The sequence below is a fragment of the Companilactobacillus hulinensis genome (assembly GCF_003946555.1).
GTDB lineage: Bacteria > Bacillota > Bacilli > Lactobacillales > Lactobacillaceae > Companilactobacillus > Companilactobacillus hulinensis.
Map to the genome: position 1 here is coordinate 26,291 of NZ_RHOO01000022.1, position 17,729 is coordinate 44,019.

Genomic DNA, 17,729 nt, shown 5'->3' on the forward strand with positions numbered 1-17,729 from the left:
AGTTAAAGTGAAAACGTTTTTAAAAGGAGAGTTATAAATGACTAAGACATTACCAAAAGATTTCGTAATGGGTGGCGCCAGCGCTGCGTATCAAGTTGAAGGTGCTACTAAAGAGGATGGCAAGGGACGTGTTCTCTGGGATGATTATTTGGAGAAACAAGGGCGTTTCAGCCCGGACCCAGCCGCTGACTTCTATCACAAATATGAAGAAGATTTAACACTCGCCGAAAAGTACGGTGTTCAAGTTATCAGAGTATCAATTGCTTGGTCACGTATTTTCCCAGATGGTGCTGGTAAGGTTGAACCACGTGGTGTGGCATTTTATCACAAGTTATTTGCTGCATGTGAGAAGCATCATATCGTACCTTATGTAACTTTGCATCACTTTGATACACCTGAGAGATTACACAATAATGGTGATTGGCTGAGCCAAGAAATGCTTGATGATTTCTTAGCATATGCTAGGTATTGCTTCAAGGAATTCCCAGAAATCAAGAACTGGATCACTATCAATGAACCAACATCGATGGCTATTCAACAAAATGTTTCTGGAACATTCCCACCTGCAACAACTGGTCGTTTTGATCTAGCCTTCCAAGCTGAGCATAATCAAAATGTTGTTCACGCTCGAATTGTTAATGCGTATAAAGATATGAACTTAGGCGGCAAAATCGGTGTTGTTCATGCACTTCAAACTGTTTATCCATATAGTGATAGTGCCTCTGACAAGCACGCTGCTGATTTGATGGATGCTTTTGAAGATAGACTATATCTAGATGGAACTCTAGCTGGTGAGTATCACAAAGAGACATTGGACTTGGTCAAGGAGATTCTCGATGCCAATAATCAGCCGATGTTCAAATACACTGATGAAGAAATGGTTGAGTTAAGTAAGGCTGCTCATCAATTAGACTTTGTCGGAGTCAATAACTACTTCAGCAAGTGGATGCGTGCCTACAATGGTGCTTCAGAGACCGTTCATAATGGTACAGGTGCCAAAGGTAGCTCGGTCAACCGTCTACATGGTATTGGTGAAGAGAAGAAGCCAGATGATGTTGAGACGACTGACTGGGATTGGTCGATCTATCCAAAGGGGATGCACGATATTCTTATGAGAATTCACGATGAATATCCATTAGTTCCTGAAACTTACGTTACTGAAAACGGTATTGGCTTGAAAGAGAGTCTTCCAGACAATGTGACTGACAATACTATTATTGATGATCCAAAACGTATTGATTATTTAACTAAGTACTTCGGTGCGATCGCTGATGCAATTCACGATGGTGCTAATGTTAAGGGTTACTTCATGTGGTCATTACAAGATCAGTTCTCATGGACAAATGGCTACAGCAAACGTTATGGTATGTTCTTCGTCGATTTTCCTACACAGAAACGTTACGTAAAGCGTAGTGCCCTATGGTTTAAGAAACTTAGTGAGACACATGTAATTGAAGATTAACTCGAAACAGAGCAATAAAACTCTTATTTCACCCCTATGAAATAAAAATAAACAAACAAAATTAGCCTCTAAAACTGTTGAGTTTTGGGGCTTTTTGTTCGCTTTTGTAACTTAATTGTTTGTAAACGTTTACAAATCGTATATTCTGTTATACAATGGGTTTGTTGAAAAAATAAAGCAAAGTAAATCGTTACTATTAAATTAGGCGAGATTACTAAGCATTGTAATTAAGAGTAAAGGCATATAACATAGTTAATGCCAGACTTTTTGCAATGCTGGTAGTCTCGCTTTTTTGTGCAGAAAGGGGGAAAAGCGATGGTAAAGATAGCCCAAGTCTTTAATAATAACAGTGCGTTAGTCAACCTGGGAGACAAGCGTCAGGCTATTGTGAAGGGCAAAGGAATTGCTTTTGGCAAGACGAAAGGTGCGGATATCGATACCGACAGGGTCGAAAAGATTTTTTACTTAAACACTAAGGAATCTCAACAGAACCTGTACTTCTTGATGAAAGACATTCCAATCGATGTGGTCACAACTACTTATGAAATTATCGATTATGCTAAAAAGAAATTTAATTACAACGTTTTAGATTACGTTTATATTACTTTAAGCGATCACATCTACGGGGCTTACCAGAGATTTCTATCTCGCACCTATACTGAGAGTGTCATTCCTGATATGAGTAACCAATATCCAACTGAATACTTAATTGCAAGCTATGGATTAGATGTAATTAACAAAAACTTGAATGTTAGTTTTCCAGAATCAGAAATGAAAAGTATAGCGCTGCATTTTATCAATGCTAAAGGTGAAGAGTCCAATGAGAGTTCATTGAACAAGAGTCAGACAATCGATATCAATAAGGTTGTTAAGAAAATTTTGAGTGATAACAAGATTATCAGGTTTGACGATAACGCAAATTATTACGATAGGTTCATGATTCATCTTCAGTATTTAGCTGGTCGATTAGATACTCCAAACAATGACAATGAAGAATTAAATGAGACACTTGAGTCGGAAATGATGAAAGCGTATCCAAAATCATTTGAAATTGCGAAAGAGATCTACGAACAGCTTCAACTTAAGCTAGGTAAGAAATTGAGTGGTAACGAGCTCTTATACTTTATAATTCATATTCAACGATTAACGCAAGAGAAAGCAAATAACTAAGTGAGGTAAGAATTATGGCAGTTACTAAAGAAGATATATCAATGACAGGATTCGCAATCGTCGCATATGCTGGCGATGCAAAAACAGCTTTGATCAAAGCTTTGAACAAAGCTCGTGATGGTGAGATCGATGAAGCTCGTAAATTGGTTGAAGAATCAAATGAATCAATCGTCGATGCACATAACGAACAAACAAAGCTCTTGGCTAATGAAGCCGGCGGTATGGATATGGATGTCACATTCATTATGGTTCATGGTCAAGATACATTGATGACAACAATGATGTTAAAGGATCAAGTTGAATTCTTCATTGATGAGTATGATCGTATCAATAAGATTGAGAAAAAACTTGGTATGAAATAATTAAGTTTCAGATATTAAAATTCGAGGGGAGTAAGAATCATGAACGGAATTGTTAAGCAAATTGAAAAAGCTCAACCATTTTTCAAGAAATTGTCCGCTAACATTTATCTACAAGCTGTCCGTGATGGTTTCATTTCATTGATGCCAATCATCATCTTTTCCAGTTTGTTCTTACTTGTTGCAAACGTTCCTAACATTTGGGGTTTCTTCTGGCCAACAAATGTTAGTGATGGATTATTAAAGGTTTATAACTATTCAATGGGTGTTTTATCATTAATGGCTGCAGCTAATGTTGCCAGAGCACTTACTGGAAGTTTGAACTTGAGATTACCCAAGATCAACCAAATTCCTACAGCTTCAGTTATGTTTGCTGCACAAATTGCATTCCTATTGGTTGCTGTTGATCCATTCAATAACAAATTAGGTTTGTTCTTTACAACAGGCTACATGGGTACTAAAGGTCTATTGGCCGCATTCTTAGTTGGTTTCATTGTTCCAAATCTTTACTATGTATGTTTTAAGAATCACATTACAATCAAGATGCCTGATGCTGTTCCACAGAACATTTCATCAGCCTTTGCAAATATCATTCCTTTTGCATTGTCAACATCTGTTTTCGCACTATTTGATATTGGATTCCGTGCAGCTACAGGTACTAACTTAGCTGCTTGGATCATCCAAGTATTGGCTCCATTGTTCACTGCCGCTGATGGTTATGTTGGTTTGGCAATTATCTATGGTGCTATGGCATTCTTCTGGTTCATTGGTATTCAAGGACCATCAATCGTTGAACCTGCCGTTACAGCTATTTATCTATCAAACGTTGAAGCTAACTTGAAGATGTTCCAAGCTGGTGGACATGCTACAGACGTTCTAGCACAAGGTACACAGTACTTCGTTGCTACACTTGGTGGTACTGGTGCTACATTGGTCATCACTTACATGTTTGCTTTGATGGCTAAGTCAAGTGAATTGAAAGCTGTTGGTCGTGCCGCAGCAATTCCTGTTTCATTCGGTGTTAACGAACCTATCTTGTTCGGTGCTCCATTGATTTTGAACCCTGTATTCTTTATTCCATTCCTATTAACACCAATCTTGAACGTATGGTTATTCAAGTTCTTCATTGATCACTTGGGTATGAACGGATTTATCTATAACTTACCATGGACAACACCAGGTCCTATCGGATTGTACATGGGTACTGGATTCTCTATTCAAGCATTAATCTTGGTATTCTTACTATTAGCAGTCGATTTCATATTCTACTACCCATTCTTCAAGGCCTATGATGCACAAAAGGTTCAAGAAGAAGCTGAAAAGGCAGCAGAAGATAAAGCAAACGGAATTGATCCTAACGCTGATACATCAGCAGTTGTTGCTACAGCCGCAGGAGATATTCCACTAGGTTTAACAAAAGATAAGAAAGATCTAAATATTTTAGTTATCTGTGCTGGTGGTGGTACTTCAGGTATCCTTGCTAACGCATTGAATAAGATGTCAAAAGAAAAAGATTTGCCTGTTGAAGCCGCAGCCGCAGCTTATGGTGCTCACGGTGACTTGTTACCTGATATGGATGTTGTTGTTTTAGCTCCACAAATGGATGCTATGCGTGACACATTGAAACAAGAAGCAGATAAATCAAATGTTAAGATGATCACAACTACTGGTAAACAATATATTGATTTGACAAGACATGCTGACAAAGCTCTTCACTTTATCGTTGGTAAATTAGATGGTACAAGTGACGACAAAGATACTGATGCAGATCCTGCAACAAACTAATATTTAAGATTATGTATTAATTTCAAAAATTACGAGGAGAAAGAGTTTATATGACATTATTAAATCGTGTAAAATCATTGCCAAAGAATTTTGTTCTTGGTGGTGCCACAGCCGCATACCAAGTTGAAGGAAATACAAAAGTTGACGGCAAAGGGAAGACAATGTGGGATGACTACTTGAAGAAGCAGGGACGTTTCAGTCCAGATCCTGCCAGTGACTTCTATAACCGTTATCCTGAAGATCTTGAGTTGTCAGCAAAATATGGTCTAAATGCAATTCGTGTTTCAATTGCTTGGACAAGAATTTTTCCAGATGGTGTTGTTGGTACACCTAACGAATTGGGTGTTAAATATTATCACGAATTATTCCACGAATGCTTGAAACATGGTATTACACCATACGTTACTTTGCATCATTTCGATACACCAAAGGCCCTATTTGACCAAGGAGACTGGTTAAATAGGAAGCAAATTGATGACTTTGTTGATTATGCTAAGTTTTGTTTCAAAGAGTTCCCTGAAGTTACAAATTGGTTCACTATCAATGAATTGATTTCTTTAGCCGAAAGTCAATACATTGCTGGTGCTTTCCCTCCAAATCATCACTTCGATGTAACTAGTGCTATTCAGGCACAACACAACGAATTGGTTGCACATGCTCGTGCAGTTCTAGCTTATAAAGAGTTGGGATTGGAAGGTAGAATTGGTTTGATCCATGTGATCCAACCAGTTTATCCAATTACAGAAACACCCGAAAACCAACATGCCGCTGATCTTCAAGACGCATTCATTAATCGTTTCTTGCTTGATGGTACATTCTTGGGCAAGTATAGTGACGGTACAATGGACTTGATCAACGAGATATTGGATAAGAATGACGCACATCTTGAAATCGCAGATGGCGATATGGATTATCTAAAAGCCGCAAGTACTCAAAATGACTTCTTCGGACTTAACTATTATCAAAACCAATATGTTAAGGCATACGATGGACCAAGTGGCAATGTATTCAATGGAACTGGTGCTAAAGGTACTACATCATTCAAGTTCCATGGAGTATGTGAATCTGTTACAAATCCAGATGTTCCTACGACGGATTGGGACTGGAACATCTTCCCGCAAGGGTTGTATGACGTACTAACAAGAATTTCAAAAGAGTACAAGAATTGCAAGACTATCTATATTACCGAAAACGGTATGGGATACAAAGACAAATTTGTTAGTCCTGATGAAGTTATTGATGATTCACCAAGAATCGACTATGTAGATCAACATATTGAGGCATTGCTCAAGGCACGTGCTGAAGGTGTCGATGTACAAGGTTACTTCATCTGGTCACTTCAAGATCAATTCTCATGGGCAAATGGTTATAACAAGCGTTATGGTTTGTTCTATGTTGATTTTGAGACACAAAAACGTTATATCAAGAAGAGTGCCCTTTGGTTCAAAGAGCTCTCAGATACAATGAAAGATTAGTTTGGATTTAAATTCTTCTGAAGTAAATGCTTAATTGCCGCTTAATTGCTTGTGATTGAAGTACAGCCTTACTTAGTATCGTTAATCGATGCTCACCCTAGGAGTAATCCTGTAAGTAAATCGTAATTAAAAGACGTGATGACTTGAAATCATCACGTCTTTTTGTCTATTCATTTATAAATATACTAATAAATTTCATCGAGTTTCTGAATGAAGTATAATGGAAGTTGTAATCGTATTCAGTTTTTCGTTTAATATTTGTTCAAAATGGAGGGTTCTTTAATGAAGAAAATTATCAATAATGTCGAAGACATTGTTCCTGAAATGATTTCGGGACTAGTTAAGACAAATTCTGATTTGGTCAAACAAATTGAGGATACTACTGCTGTAGTTAGAAATGATAAAAAGTTTTCTGAGAACAAGCAGGTAGGTGTTGTTTCCGGTGGTGGAAGTGGTCATGAACCATTACATGCCGGATTCGTTGGTGACGGAATGTTGTCCGCTGCTGTTGCTGGTGAAGTGTTCACATCCCCAACTCCTGATCAAATATATGAGGCTATCAATGCAGTTGACCAAGGGTTGGGTGTGTTGTTGATAGTTAAGAATTATTCCGGTGATGTCATGAACTTTGATATGGCAAAGGAAATGGCTGAAGCTGATGATATTAAAATTGCTACAATTGTGGTTGATGATGATATTTCTGTTAAAAATAGTGAATTTACTCAAGGCAAGCGTGGAGTTGCTGGTACTGCTTTGGTCGAGAAGATTGTTGGAGCTGCTGCACGTTCTGGAATGAACTTAGATGATTTGGCTAAGTTAGGTCAGAGTGTGATCGACAATACTAAGACAATTGGTATTGCACTTCATGCTGCGACTGTCCCAGCCGTTGGTCATCCTGGATTTGAATTGAAAGATGATGAAATAGAATATGGTATCGGTATTCACAACGAGCGTGGCTATTCAGTTGAGAAGATTCAGCATGCTAAAGAATTGGCACATGAGTTGATCGAAAAAATTATGAAAGAGTTTGATGATAAGTCAGGTAAGTTCGCAGTACTAATCAACGGTATGGGTGGAACTCCACTCATGGAACAATATATCTTCGCTAATAATGTCTTGGATGAATTGCAGTCTGATGGCATTGACGTGGGATTCAGTAAAGTTGGGAATCTCGTTACATCACTTGATATGCAAGGTATCTCATTGACCATTATGAAGGCTGATGATGATTGGATCTCTAAATTAAAGGAACCTGTAACCACTATAGGTTGGTAATTATTTGGAAGGGATGACATTATGAAACTTGAGTTAAATGAAGCACAAAAGTGGATCGAACTGTTTGTTGAGAAGCTAGAAGCAAATAAGTCAGAATTGAATGAATTAGATACAGCAATCGGTGATGGGGATCATGGTACGAACATGGATCGTGGTGCCAAGGCAATAACTGAATCATTCGCTAAAAAAGCACCAGAGAATGTTTCTGATCTGTACAAGGCAACAGCTTTTGCTATGATTCAAAAAGTTGGCGGAGCATCTGGTCCATTGTATGGGACAGCCTTCTTAGATATGTCGAAGGCTGTAAAATCTGAGAATATTGAGTTGGCAGACCTGATTCAAATAGGTGCCGATGGTATTAAGCGCCGTGGTGAATCAGATATCAAGATGAAGACTATGATCGATGTATGGCAACCTATAGCCGATGCAATGAAGCAAGATAACTTCGATAAGTCTGTAGTTGAGGATGCACTTGATTCTACCAAGGATATGGTAGCAACTAAGGGACGTGCAAGTTACTTGGAGGAGAAATCCAAGGGACATTTGGATCCTGGCTCACAATCTAGCGCCTATTTATTTGAATCATTAGTAGACGTCTTAGGAGAAAATAGCTAATGAAATTTGGAATAGTAATTGTTTCTCACTCAAATAAAATTGCTGAGGGTGTTAAAGATTTGATATCTGAAGCAGCACCTGATGTATCTATTACGACTGCTGGTGGAACTGATGATAATGAGATTGGTAGTTCAATGCAGAAGGTCCAAGATGCGGTGGATGCCAATACTGGTGATGAAATATTAGCCTTTTATGATTTGGGCAGTTCTAAGATGAATCTCGATATGGTTTCAGAAATGAGCGATAAAAAGATTCATCGTTTCGACGTTGCTCTAGTTGAAGGTGCTTATGCCGCCGCTACTCTGGCGCAGGTGGATTCACCGCTAGAGATAATTGAAAATAGTGTCAAAGATATGAAAATTAAATAGACGGAATGTCGCTAAGAAGACTTAAGAGCACAATATACGTGTTTTTAAGTCTTTTTTTGAGTTTTATCATTAAAATTAATTTAATATTCTTATCGATATATTTGACGAAAATTAAAAAAGTGTTAATCTAATCAACATATAATAATTTAAAGGGGTAAAAAGATGAGTAAAGTAATTGGTATTACAGCAGATGTATTCTTAGAAGCCACGGCGGTCATCAATCAGCAGCAGGCTGACTTCGTTCCTCGTCCTGCAGTCAACGCGATTCTCGCAGCTGGTGGAGTTCCAGTTAGTTTGCCGTATCTTCCAGAGGATAAGATCGATATATTATTGGATAAGTTAGACGGTATTCTGATTACTGGTGGACCAGATGTTGATCCAACATTTATGGGTGAGGAACCTATTCCTGAATTAGGCACAACTAATCGTAATCGCGATTTGTTTGAGATTCCTTTGATCAAAAAGGCGGTTGCCAAGCATGTTCCAATTCTTGGAATTTGCCGTGGGGCACAAGTTATCAATGTTGCCCTTGGTGGCAGTGTCTATCAGGACTTAGCAGTCCAATATGATGCTCCAACATTGTTAAAACATCACCAAAATGCACCTGGAGATCAACCAACACATCACGTTAAGGTTGAAGAATCAGCGCTTCAAAAGTCAGTTGGTACAGAGTCGTTCGTTAACTCAAGACATCATCAGGCAATTAAAGAACCAGCTCCAAGTGTCAAGATTGTTGCTGAAGCACCAGACGGTGTTATTGAAGCGATTGAGAATGAAGATGCCAGTGTTCAAGCAGTCCAATGGCATCCCGAAAATTTGTGGCAGCAGTACCCCGAACAGTTAGCAATATTCAAAGATTTTGTCGATAGAACATAAGACGAACTAAAGGGGATTCTTAATATGGAAAAAACTAAAGCAAATCACAAAATGGGTTTTTGGACAATTTTATTATTTGGTATTAACGGAATTATTGGATCAGGTATTTTCTTACTACCTAATCAGGGGATGAAACTTTTTGGCCCAGCTAGTTTGATAGTCTTGGTATTCGATGCACTTCTTATTTTGACTATTGGATTATGTTTAGCTGAAGATGCCAGTTTGTTCGATGAAACTGGTGGACCGTATGTTTATGCCAAAGCAGCATTCGGTGACTTTGTTGGTTATGAAGTCGGATTCGTTACTTGGGCGATTCGTATTATCGCTGAAGGTACAATGTATGTTGGATTTGCGACTGCCTTAGGTGGTATTTTTCCATCGTTGAATAATACCTTTTCAAAGGACTTAGTTGTTACAGTGATTGCCATTGTTTTGATGGTAATGAATATTTCAGGTTTAAAAGTCACTTCAATCGTTAATAATACGATTACAATTTCAAAACTATTGCCATTAGTGATTTTCATCGCTGTTGGTATCTGGTTCATCAAAGGTGGTAACTTCACACCATTTCTACCAAGTAAAGTTGCTAATACTAGTTCATTTGCAACTGCTTCTATGACAATGTTTTATGCTTTCACAGGTGTTGAAGGTGCTGTTGTTGCCGCAGGTGAAATGAAGAATCCTGAGAAGAACTTACCACGTGCATTAGTTGCCATTTTATTGATCGTTGCAGCATTCTATCTATTGATTCAAGCTGTATGTATCGGTATTTTGGGTAGTAGTTTGGCAAGCAGTGTCACACCAGTGCAGGATGCATTTGGCAAGATCCTTGGTGGTTTTGGTAAGTATCTGATTGCCGCAGGTAGTCTATTATCCATTGGTGGTATCTGTGTAGCTTCATCATTTATTACACCACGTTCTGGTGTTGCCATGGCTAACCACGGTATGATGCCAGCTATTTTGAAAAAGGAAAATAGTAAGGGTGCACCATATGTCGCAATTATTGTTTCAACCATTCTAGGATGGGGAATTGCAATGTCAGGGACATTCGCTACATTGGCACAAATCAGTGCAGTATCAAGATTTGCTCAATACATTCCTGCATGTATAGCTGTTCTAGTGTTTAGAAAGACCATGAAGAATAGACCTACAGGGTTCAAGATTCCGTTTGGTTGGTTCATTCCAGTTGTCGCAGTTGTTGTATCAGTATGGCTGTTGGTTAATACGGCAGTTGTCAACTTGTTATGGGGACTTGGAGCTTTGATCATCGCCGTTCCGTTCTACTTTATTACTAGAAAGAATTTTATAGATTAATTAAAATATTATTAGAAAACAAGAGATTCGTTCTTTGAGCGAATCCCTTGTTTTATGATGAAATTGGTTTGCAAATGATAGTCGCATATAGTATGTTGAATTTGAAGTAATACTTTGGTTGCCGCTTCCGGTTATAAAATATTTTATGAATGTTGTTGAACAATGTTTCTGAAAATTAATGGAATACAAATAACATATTATGAAATTATATTGAGGGGATGATTAAGGATGAACACTATAGTAGGCAAAATTGATGGTAAGAACTTGAGGATTGCTGTTGTTGTTTCACAAATTAATAAATCAGTTACGGATAAATTGTGTAAGGGTGCCGTTGATACTCTTATATCCAGTGGTGTTACTGATGAGAATATTACTGTTGTAAAGGTACCTGGTGTCATGGAAGTGCCAAGAATAACTAGTATTTTGTCTGAAATTGATGTTTTTGATGGAATTATTGCTCTAGGTGTAGTAGTCAAAGGGGAGACTACTAATTCAGATTATGTAAGTAAAGAATCTTCAAGAGGTGTTGCACAAACATCTTTGACAGGACAAATACCAGTTATGTTTGGTATTTTAACTACGGATAATATGGATCAAGCAATGAATCGTGCTGGTGGAAAAGCTGGCAATAAAGGATCAGAGTGTGCAACTGGTGTTCTAGAAATGATTGATATTGAAAACCAAATCTCAAAATTATCATTATGATATATTGATACAAATTATTTCTTTGATTCATGGTAGAATAATTTATAGTTGACGTGGGGTCAATTCAATAAAAGAATTTGGGAGTGTTTCGGAATGGTTGATGTTTTTGCAGAGGGTTTCGAGCAAAGTGAAGCTCAATTAGATTTTAGTCATGTAGCAAATGTTGGCGAGAGAAAGTATCTTTCTGATGAGGTACCTGATTATGGATCTCTAGTAAGTGCAAAATTAAATGTTCCTGGACCAATCAAAAATAATCAGTACTTAAGCAGTGTCTTTGAAAAAGGATTTACGGATTTTCTTAAGGACTTTGAGGTTAAGAAACGTATTGTTTGGGATATTGCTACAGGTCCACAGGCATTCGCAATTATTGGTGCTGATGCGCAGATGGTAAAGAATGCAGCAATTATTTTTGAGAATCACAATCCCTTAGGCGCATTGTTCAATATTGATGTTTATATTGTTCATGGTGATACGCTGGGAGTGTTGAATCGAGAGGATCTAAAAATGCGTCCTCGTGAGAGTGTCTATAAAGATGCCAAAACACTTGAGGAAAAACGAAAAATTGTATGTAAACTGATTAATGAGAATATTGAGTTTTGATGAAATGATTTCACTTCGTTGTGGAATCATTTTTTTTTGAACATTTTGTTTAATGAATACAGCAATTTGGAATTAATTTCTGAACATTCATACCTATAATTCTCCAAAATGGGATTTTACAAATGGTGATACATATAATGAATTTATCAAGTGATTTGGAGGAATTCATTATGTTAACAATGGGATTTATCGGAAACGGAAAGAGTGTTAATCGTTATCATCTACCATTTGCATTGAAGAGGGGAAATATCAATGTGAAGACTATCTACGCACCCAATGATAGCCCTTGGGAAAGAATTGATGGAATTAAATATACACATGACATTAACGATGTTTTGAAGGATCCAGAGATTCAATTGGTAACCGTCAGTGTACCCGCAAATTTACACTATCCATTAGCCAAACAAGCCTTGGAAGCTGGAAAGAATGTCTTACTTGAGAAACCGTTTGTTTCGACACCTGAGGAAGCAAGAGAATTGTTTGATTTGGCTGAGAGCAAGCATCTGTTTTTACAATGCTATCAAAATAGACGTTTTGATTCAGACTTTTTGACACTTCAAAAGGTTATCAAGAGTGGTGTATTAGGCGATATTTTGGAAGTAGAGTCAACGTATGATTACTATCGTCCTTATATTCCTGAAAGTGTGAAGGAGTTCTCGATTGGCAGTAGTTACTTGTATGGTCATGGTTGTCATACAGTAGATCAAGTTTTGTCATTCTTTGGTAATCCAGATTCTATTCATTATGATGTACGCCAGTTACTTGGCAAAGGTAGGATGAATGATTATTTTGATTTGGATATGTATTATGGCGTGATGAAGGTTTCAGTCAAATCAAGTTATTTCAGAATCAAGCAACGTCCAAGTTTTACTGTCTATGGTAAAAAAGGGATGTTTATTAAACAAGATATGGATAGACAAGAGTACGATTTGAAGCATTTCTATATGCCTGATCATGATGATTTTGGATTGGATAGACCTGAAGACTACGGGACTTTGACATATTACGACGATGCCGGTAAGTATCATGAAGAAAAGGTTGTTTCTGAAGTCGGTGATTATAGTCGTGTCTATCAAGGCGTCTATGATTCAATTATTAATGGTGCTGACAAGTTGGTTAAGGACGAAGAAACAATTAAACAGATTGAAATTTTGCAAGAAGGAATCAAACAGATGAAGTAGATATTTGGAAATTGAAAGGATGAATTAATATGAAATTAGCTATAATTGGCGCTGGTATGATTGTTAAGGACTATTTAACAATGGTTCACGATCTTCCAGAAATTGAATTAAATGCTATTGTTGGAGTTGAACAAGACGTTCCAACAATGACAGAATTAAGCAACAAATATGGAATTAAAAAAGTCTATACTGACTATGATGAGTGTTTAAATGAAGCTGATATTGATACAGTTTATGTTGCCTTACCAAACTTCTTGCATTATGCATATGCCAAAAAAGGCTTGGAAGCAGGCAAAAATGTAATTTGTGAAAAACCATTCACGCTCAAATTGTCAGAAATGAGAGACTTAAAACAACTAGCTTTGGATAAGAAACTAGTTCTTGTAGAAGCCATCACCAACCAATATTTGACCAATTATAAAGAATTAAAAGACTCAATGAACAAAATTGGTGATGTGAAATTAATTGAATGCAATTATTCTCAGTATTCACATCGTTATGATGCCTTTAAAGAAGGTAAAATCCTACCGGCGTTTGATCCGAAAAAGGGTGGTGGAGCCTTAATGGATATTAATATTTACAATATTCACTTTATCGCTGGAATTCTTGGTAAACCCAAGTCAGTGAGATATATGGCAAATATTGAAAAGAATATCGATACATCAGGGATGTTGCTGTTGGATTATGGGAAAACAAAAGTAGTATGTATCGGTTCTAAGGACACCTCTGCCAAGATTCAAACGACTATCCAAGGTAACGAGGGATCAATTGTCGTTAATGGGCCAACGAATGTTTTGTCAGACTTCGATATTGATTTGAATGATGGATTTTCTAAACATGTAGATGATAAGGTTAACGATCATCGTATGTATGAAGAATTTAAGAAATTTAATCAATTAATTGCGGATCATGATATGGATTTTGTTAAACAACAATTAAATCACAGTGAAACGGTCATGGAAATAGTTGATGATGCATTGAGCAGCGCTGATATTAAATTAGGTTAAAACAAATCACCTTCTTGGAATCAATATGATATATTGAAACTAAGAAGGTGATTTTGTGTCCGTAATTGATAAATTAAAACAAAAGTCTGATTTTACCGAAACTGAGCAAAGAATTGCTGATTATATATTGGATAATCAAATGGATATGGCAGAAATAACTGTTCAGAATTTGGCTAAAAGAGCGTACTCTTCACATTCTGCAGTTATTCGTTTAACTAAGAAACTTGGGTTCACTGGGTTCAAGGATTTCCGTGTGGCAATGGTCAAGGAAGTGCAAGATAATCTTCATGTTGTATCGAATGTTAATGCTAACTTTCCGTTTACGTCATCTGATTCTGCATTTGAAATTGCTAAGAATATGGCAGATTTGTCGATTGAATCTATTCAAAAGACTGCTGACAAACTGGACAAAAACGTTTTAGAAGAGGTTGCCAAAATATTAATTAAAGCCAATAGAATATTCTTATTTGGTACGGGGGATTCGCAAATACGAGCGCGAAGCTTTCAAAATAAGTTCAACAAGATCAATCGTTATCCAATCGTTGCTGGAGAATATGGAGAAGGCAGTTGGCACTCATTAAACTTGGAAGAAAAAGACTGTGGAATGTTCATTAGTTACAGCGGTAATAATCACCAGTCTATTCAATATTTGAATTATCTAAGAAATGAAGGCAGAAATACTATTCTTATAACTGGTGACGCCAATTCTGAAATGGCTAAGTTGGCCAAGTATGTTGTCGAAGTTCCTCAGACGGAATATAATTTTGTTAAAGTAGGAACTTTTGCTTCACAGATTTCATTTGAGTATATCTTGGATACATTATTTGCTATTATTTACGAAGATGAATATACAACTCATTTAGTGGATATTATGAATAAGGAAAAGGTATCTGAAAAGAATTTTGATAATTAATATTATTTGTTTTTGGTTTTGAATTTGTTTGATTGTTATTGGTGATATTACCTGTTATTCTAATGTTACTGAGAGGAGGAGTTATAATGACTAATTACAAAATTGGAAATAAGATAGTTATTAACTCTGCCATTGAGGAAAGTAGAATTAACGATGTCTTGTTTCGAAAAAAAACTAAGAAAGAATTAGACGCTAAACAAAAGATGATTAGAAAATTTGTTAATGAATCTAATGTTACTATTAATGGGAAAAAATATTAATCTTATGCCAATACGTATTTCAATGATTGATGATATAAACTTATTAAACTCATTTGATTGTGGTGATCCACGGTTAAATGAGTTTCTTGTTTATGAAGCAATGAACTTAGATATTGAGAATTGTATTTCCACCACCTTATTAATTAAAAATAATGTGATTGTTGGATTTTTTTCAACTTCTTCATCTTTATTGCTAGTTGAACATTCTAGTTGTTACGTTAAACCGCCGGCATCACGGGAAACTATGAGGGAATTTAGTGCGGTGAAGATACAGTACTTTGCTATTGATAAAAAGTATCAAAGCTTGGGATTTGGTAGAAGTATGATGAGCTATTTATTACATAAATTGCTAGAATTGGATAGAGTTTTCAATTTAGGATGTAAGGTTATTTATTTAGAAGCTTTAACGAATGCTATGGATTTTTACGAGATTATGGGATTTGAGTATTTACAGCCTTGGGATGCAGACAATTCAAGCTTAAGTAGTGCACTTATGCTAATTACACATGATGAATTATTTCATTATGTTGAAAAATAATTATTAAGCGCAAAAAGCTATGGACCGGTTTAAATACCGATTCATAGCTTTTTAATTTTCTAACCATTTAAAAACCTTGCCAATATTACCAACCCAAGTTACCCAGGAATGGTCACCGTCAACTGGCATCCAAGTATAATGGTCAGTCAAATGTATTGTCATGAAGTTTTTGAACATAATATTATCTTCGTGCATATAATCTTCATCGCCGCAAAGCGTCAGGACTTTTGATCGTGGCTGAAGCCTATTAAAAATACTTGTTAACTGATTAGCCTGAATTTTTTCACGAGAATCAAAAATGGTATCGAAAGTATTTTTGGACATTGGGCATTTAGGATTATTTCTAAAGTTTTCAATATCTACAACTGGTGATAATGCAGCAATTTTACTGAATTTATCAGTGTTAGTGAAGCCAATTTTGAGAGCACCATAACCGCCCATGCTTGATCCAACAATATAATTGTCTTCAGCTTTATCAGAAATAGGGAACATTCCCTGAATTTTAGGAATTAATTCATCAATAAAGTAGCTGTAGTATGGGATGAAGTCGGAATCGGTATAGAATGCATTCCTTGCTTCAGGCATAATGACTGCCCAATCATGTTCACGTGCCAGTTCTTCAATATTTGCATGGCGAATCCAAGCGGTATCGTCTCCAGTATATCCATGTAACAACCAAACAGCTTTGTACTGTTTTTTCCCCGAATCGGGAATAACGATAGTTGTTTTGAAGTATGTGTGCGGATAGTTGGTGCGATAGCTCATATTTATTAGTGTCATTTAAAAACCTCGATAGATTAATTATGTTAATGATTTTAAATCAGTTTTAGTATTTTGCAAGTTGAACCAAAAAAACATCATACAAAAGTATGACGTTTAATAGCTATTTGTTTAACCAGTTGAATACTCCATCGACATTTGCTGTCCAAGTTGTCCATGAGTGATCGCCCTCAACTGGCATCCACTTGTAGTTAGCACCGAATTTCTTAGTTAATTTGTCTTTCAAAACCACATTATCATTATGCATGAAGTCATCGTCACCACATAATTGAAGAACTTTTTGATCTGTGGCATCTACTTTATCCAAAATATTTGTAAGTTGATTATCATGAATTTTATTTGTCGAGTCGAAAATAGTATCAAAAGTATTTAATGGCATTGGGCTCTTGGGATTGTTTCTGAAATTTTCAATGTCAGCAACAGGTGACATTGCCGCAATACGACCGAATTTATCAGGATTTTCCAATCCAATTTTAAGTGCACCGTAACCGCCCATACTTACACCTGCAATATAATTATCTTCAGGTTCTGAGGAGATAGGTAGTAGGCCTTGCATCTTTGGAATCAGTTCTTTAATGAAGAAACTGTAATATGGGATGAAGTCTGAATCAGTATAGAATGCATTTCTGCCTTCTGGCATTATGATTGCCCAGTTGTATTTGTCTGCCAGCTTCTCGACATTTGTATTTCTCATCCAAGTCGTATCGTCAGCGGTATATCCGTGCAATAGCCAAACCGCCTTGTAGTCGGTCTTGCCTGTGTCTGGTATCACAACCGTTGTCTTAAAATACGTGTGTAAATAATTAGTACGAAAACTTGTGCTCAATAAAGTCATTGAATTGCCTCCGAATATTATTTTTTATCTATTGTTCATGTTGAGGGTCTTTGAGTTTGATGTCAAGTTAGGTAAATGACAATTAAAGTATTACAAGGTTACATAACAAAAATTATATGAAGTTAGAAATTTTAGCTACATGTCAAGCCCAAATGCAACATCTTAAACAAATCTTAATAACTTTTCTCCAACTCATGATAAAATTTAGTGT

Annotated in this window: 19 protein-coding genes; 17 read left to right on the forward strand and 2 right to left on the reverse strand. The window is 36.6% G+C overall.

The window, feature by feature from the left end:
- The first annotated feature begins 37 nt into the window (after positions 1–37).
- The 17 genes from lacG (EKM66_RS10100) to EKM66_RS10175 all read left to right on the forward strand — a co-directional run bounded on the left by lacG (EKM66_RS10100) (position 38) and on the right by EKM66_RS10175 (position 15,903).
- Positions 38–1,462 carry a 6-phospho-beta-galactosidase gene (lacG, locus tag EKM66_RS10100; protein WP_125764217.1) on the forward strand — a complete coding sequence of 475 codons (1,425 nt, stop codon included), beginning with the start codon at positions 38–40 and terminating at the stop codon, positions 1,460–1,462.
- Between the two features lie 315 nt (positions 1,463–1,777).
- Positions 1,778–2,632: a PRD domain-containing protein gene (locus tag EKM66_RS10105; protein WP_125764219.1), complete on the forward strand. Its 855-nt coding sequence runs from the start codon at positions 1,778–1,780 to the stop codon at positions 2,630–2,632.
- A 14-nt stretch (positions 2,633–2,646) separates the two neighbouring features.
- A complete protein-coding gene (locus EKM66_RS10110; protein ID WP_125764220.1) occupies positions 2,647–2,994 on the forward strand; it encodes a PTS lactose/cellobiose transporter subunit IIA in 348 nt (115 codons plus the stop codon).
- Positions 2,995–3,033: 39 nt separating this feature from the next.
- Positions 3,034–4,776 carry a lactose/cellobiose PTS transporter subunit IIB gene (locus EKM66_RS10115; protein WP_125764222.1) on the forward strand — a complete coding sequence of 581 codons (1,743 nt, stop codon included), beginning with the start codon at positions 3,034–3,036 and terminating at the stop codon, positions 4,774–4,776.
- A 50-nt stretch (positions 4,777–4,826) separates the two neighbouring features.
- Positions 4,827–6,251, forward strand: a complete 1,425-nt coding sequence (gene lacG / locus EKM66_RS10120) for a 6-phospho-beta-galactosidase (RefSeq protein ID WP_125764224.1) — start codon at positions 4,827–4,829, stop codon at positions 6,249–6,251.
- A 282-nt stretch (positions 6,252–6,533) separates the two neighbouring features.
- Positions 6,534–7,526 (forward strand): dihydroxyacetone kinase subunit DhaK, encoded by a 993-nt coding sequence (dhaK, locus tag EKM66_RS10125; protein WP_125764226.1) that lies wholly within the window; start codon positions 6,534–6,536, stop codon positions 7,524–7,526.
- 21 nt (positions 7,527–7,547) lie between these two features.
- Positions 7,548–8,141 (forward strand): dihydroxyacetone kinase subunit DhaL, encoded by a 594-nt coding sequence (gene dhaL, locus EKM66_RS10130; RefSeq protein WP_125764228.1) that lies wholly within the window; start codon positions 7,548–7,550, stop codon positions 8,139–8,141.
- Positions 8,141–8,509, forward strand: a complete 369-nt coding sequence (dhaM, locus tag EKM66_RS10135; protein ID WP_125764230.1) for a dihydroxyacetone kinase phosphoryl donor subunit DhaM — start codon at positions 8,141–8,143, stop codon at positions 8,507–8,509. Before dhaL ends, dhaM begins: the two co-directional genes overlap by 1 nt.
- A gap of 162 nt (positions 8,510–8,671) precedes the next feature.
- The gene (locus EKM66_RS10140; RefSeq protein WP_125764232.1) at positions 8,672–9,385 is read left to right on the forward strand and encodes a gamma-glutamyl-gamma-aminobutyrate hydrolase family protein; all 714 of its coding nucleotides are present in this window, start codon (positions 8,672–8,674) and stop codon (positions 9,383–9,385) included.
- A gap of 24 nt (positions 9,386–9,409) precedes the next feature.
- Positions 9,410–10,699, forward strand: a complete 1,290-nt coding sequence (locus EKM66_RS10145; RefSeq protein ID WP_125764234.1) for an APC family permease — start codon at positions 9,410–9,412, stop codon at positions 10,697–10,699.
- 228 nt (positions 10,700–10,927) lie between these two features.
- Complete coding sequence (gene ribH / locus EKM66_RS10150) at positions 10,928–11,404, forward strand: 6,7-dimethyl-8-ribityllumazine synthase (RefSeq protein ID WP_125764236.1); 477 nt, start codon at positions 10,928–10,930, stop codon at positions 11,402–11,404.
- 93 nt (positions 11,405–11,497) lie between these two features.
- Positions 11,498–12,004: a citrate lyase holo-[acyl-carrier protein] synthase gene (locus tag EKM66_RS10155; RefSeq protein ID WP_125764238.1), complete on the forward strand. Its 507-nt coding sequence runs from the start codon at positions 11,498–11,500 to the stop codon at positions 12,002–12,004.
- A gap of 170 nt (positions 12,005–12,174) precedes the next feature.
- Positions 12,175–13,185, forward strand: coding sequence for a Gfo/Idh/MocA family oxidoreductase (locus EKM66_RS10160; RefSeq protein WP_125764255.1), 1,011 nt, complete (start codon positions 12,175–12,177; stop codon positions 13,183–13,185).
- A gap of 29 nt (positions 13,186–13,214) precedes the next feature.
- Complete coding sequence (locus tag EKM66_RS10165; protein ID WP_125764240.1) at positions 13,215–14,192, forward strand: Gfo/Idh/MocA family protein; 978 nt, start codon at positions 13,215–13,217, stop codon at positions 14,190–14,192.
- 55 nt (positions 14,193–14,247) lie between these two features.
- Positions 14,248–15,105: a MurR/RpiR family transcriptional regulator gene (locus tag EKM66_RS10170; RefSeq protein ID WP_125764243.1), complete on the forward strand. Its 858-nt coding sequence runs from the start codon at positions 14,248–14,250 to the stop codon at positions 15,103–15,105.
- Between the two features lie 86 nt (positions 15,106–15,191).
- Positions 15,192–15,365, forward strand: coding sequence for a hypothetical protein (locus EKM66_RS12615; RefSeq protein WP_164505121.1), 174 nt, complete (start codon positions 15,192–15,194; stop codon positions 15,363–15,365).
- The gene (locus EKM66_RS10175) at positions 15,349–15,903 is read left to right on the forward strand and encodes a GNAT family N-acetyltransferase (RefSeq protein ID WP_164505122.1); all 555 of its coding nucleotides are present in this window, start codon (positions 15,349–15,351) and stop codon (positions 15,901–15,903) included. Before EKM66_RS12615 ends, EKM66_RS10175 begins: the two co-directional genes overlap by 17 nt.
- Positions 15,904–15,954: 51 nt before the next feature.
- Here the strand turns inward: EKM66_RS10175 and EKM66_RS10180 are convergent, their stop codons facing one another.
- Both EKM66_RS10180 and EKM66_RS10185 read right to left on the reverse strand, forming a co-directional pair.
- Positions 15,955–16,683: an alpha/beta hydrolase gene (locus EKM66_RS10180; RefSeq protein WP_125764247.1), complete on the reverse strand. Its 729-nt coding sequence runs from the start codon at positions 16,681–16,683 to the stop codon at positions 15,955–15,957.
- Positions 16,684–16,786: 103 nt separating this feature from the next.
- Positions 16,787–17,518 carry an alpha/beta hydrolase gene (locus EKM66_RS10185; protein WP_125764249.1) on the reverse strand — a complete coding sequence of 244 codons (732 nt, stop codon included), beginning with the start codon at positions 17,516–17,518 and terminating at the stop codon, positions 16,787–16,789.
- Between the last annotated feature and the right edge of the window lie 211 nt (positions 17,519–17,729).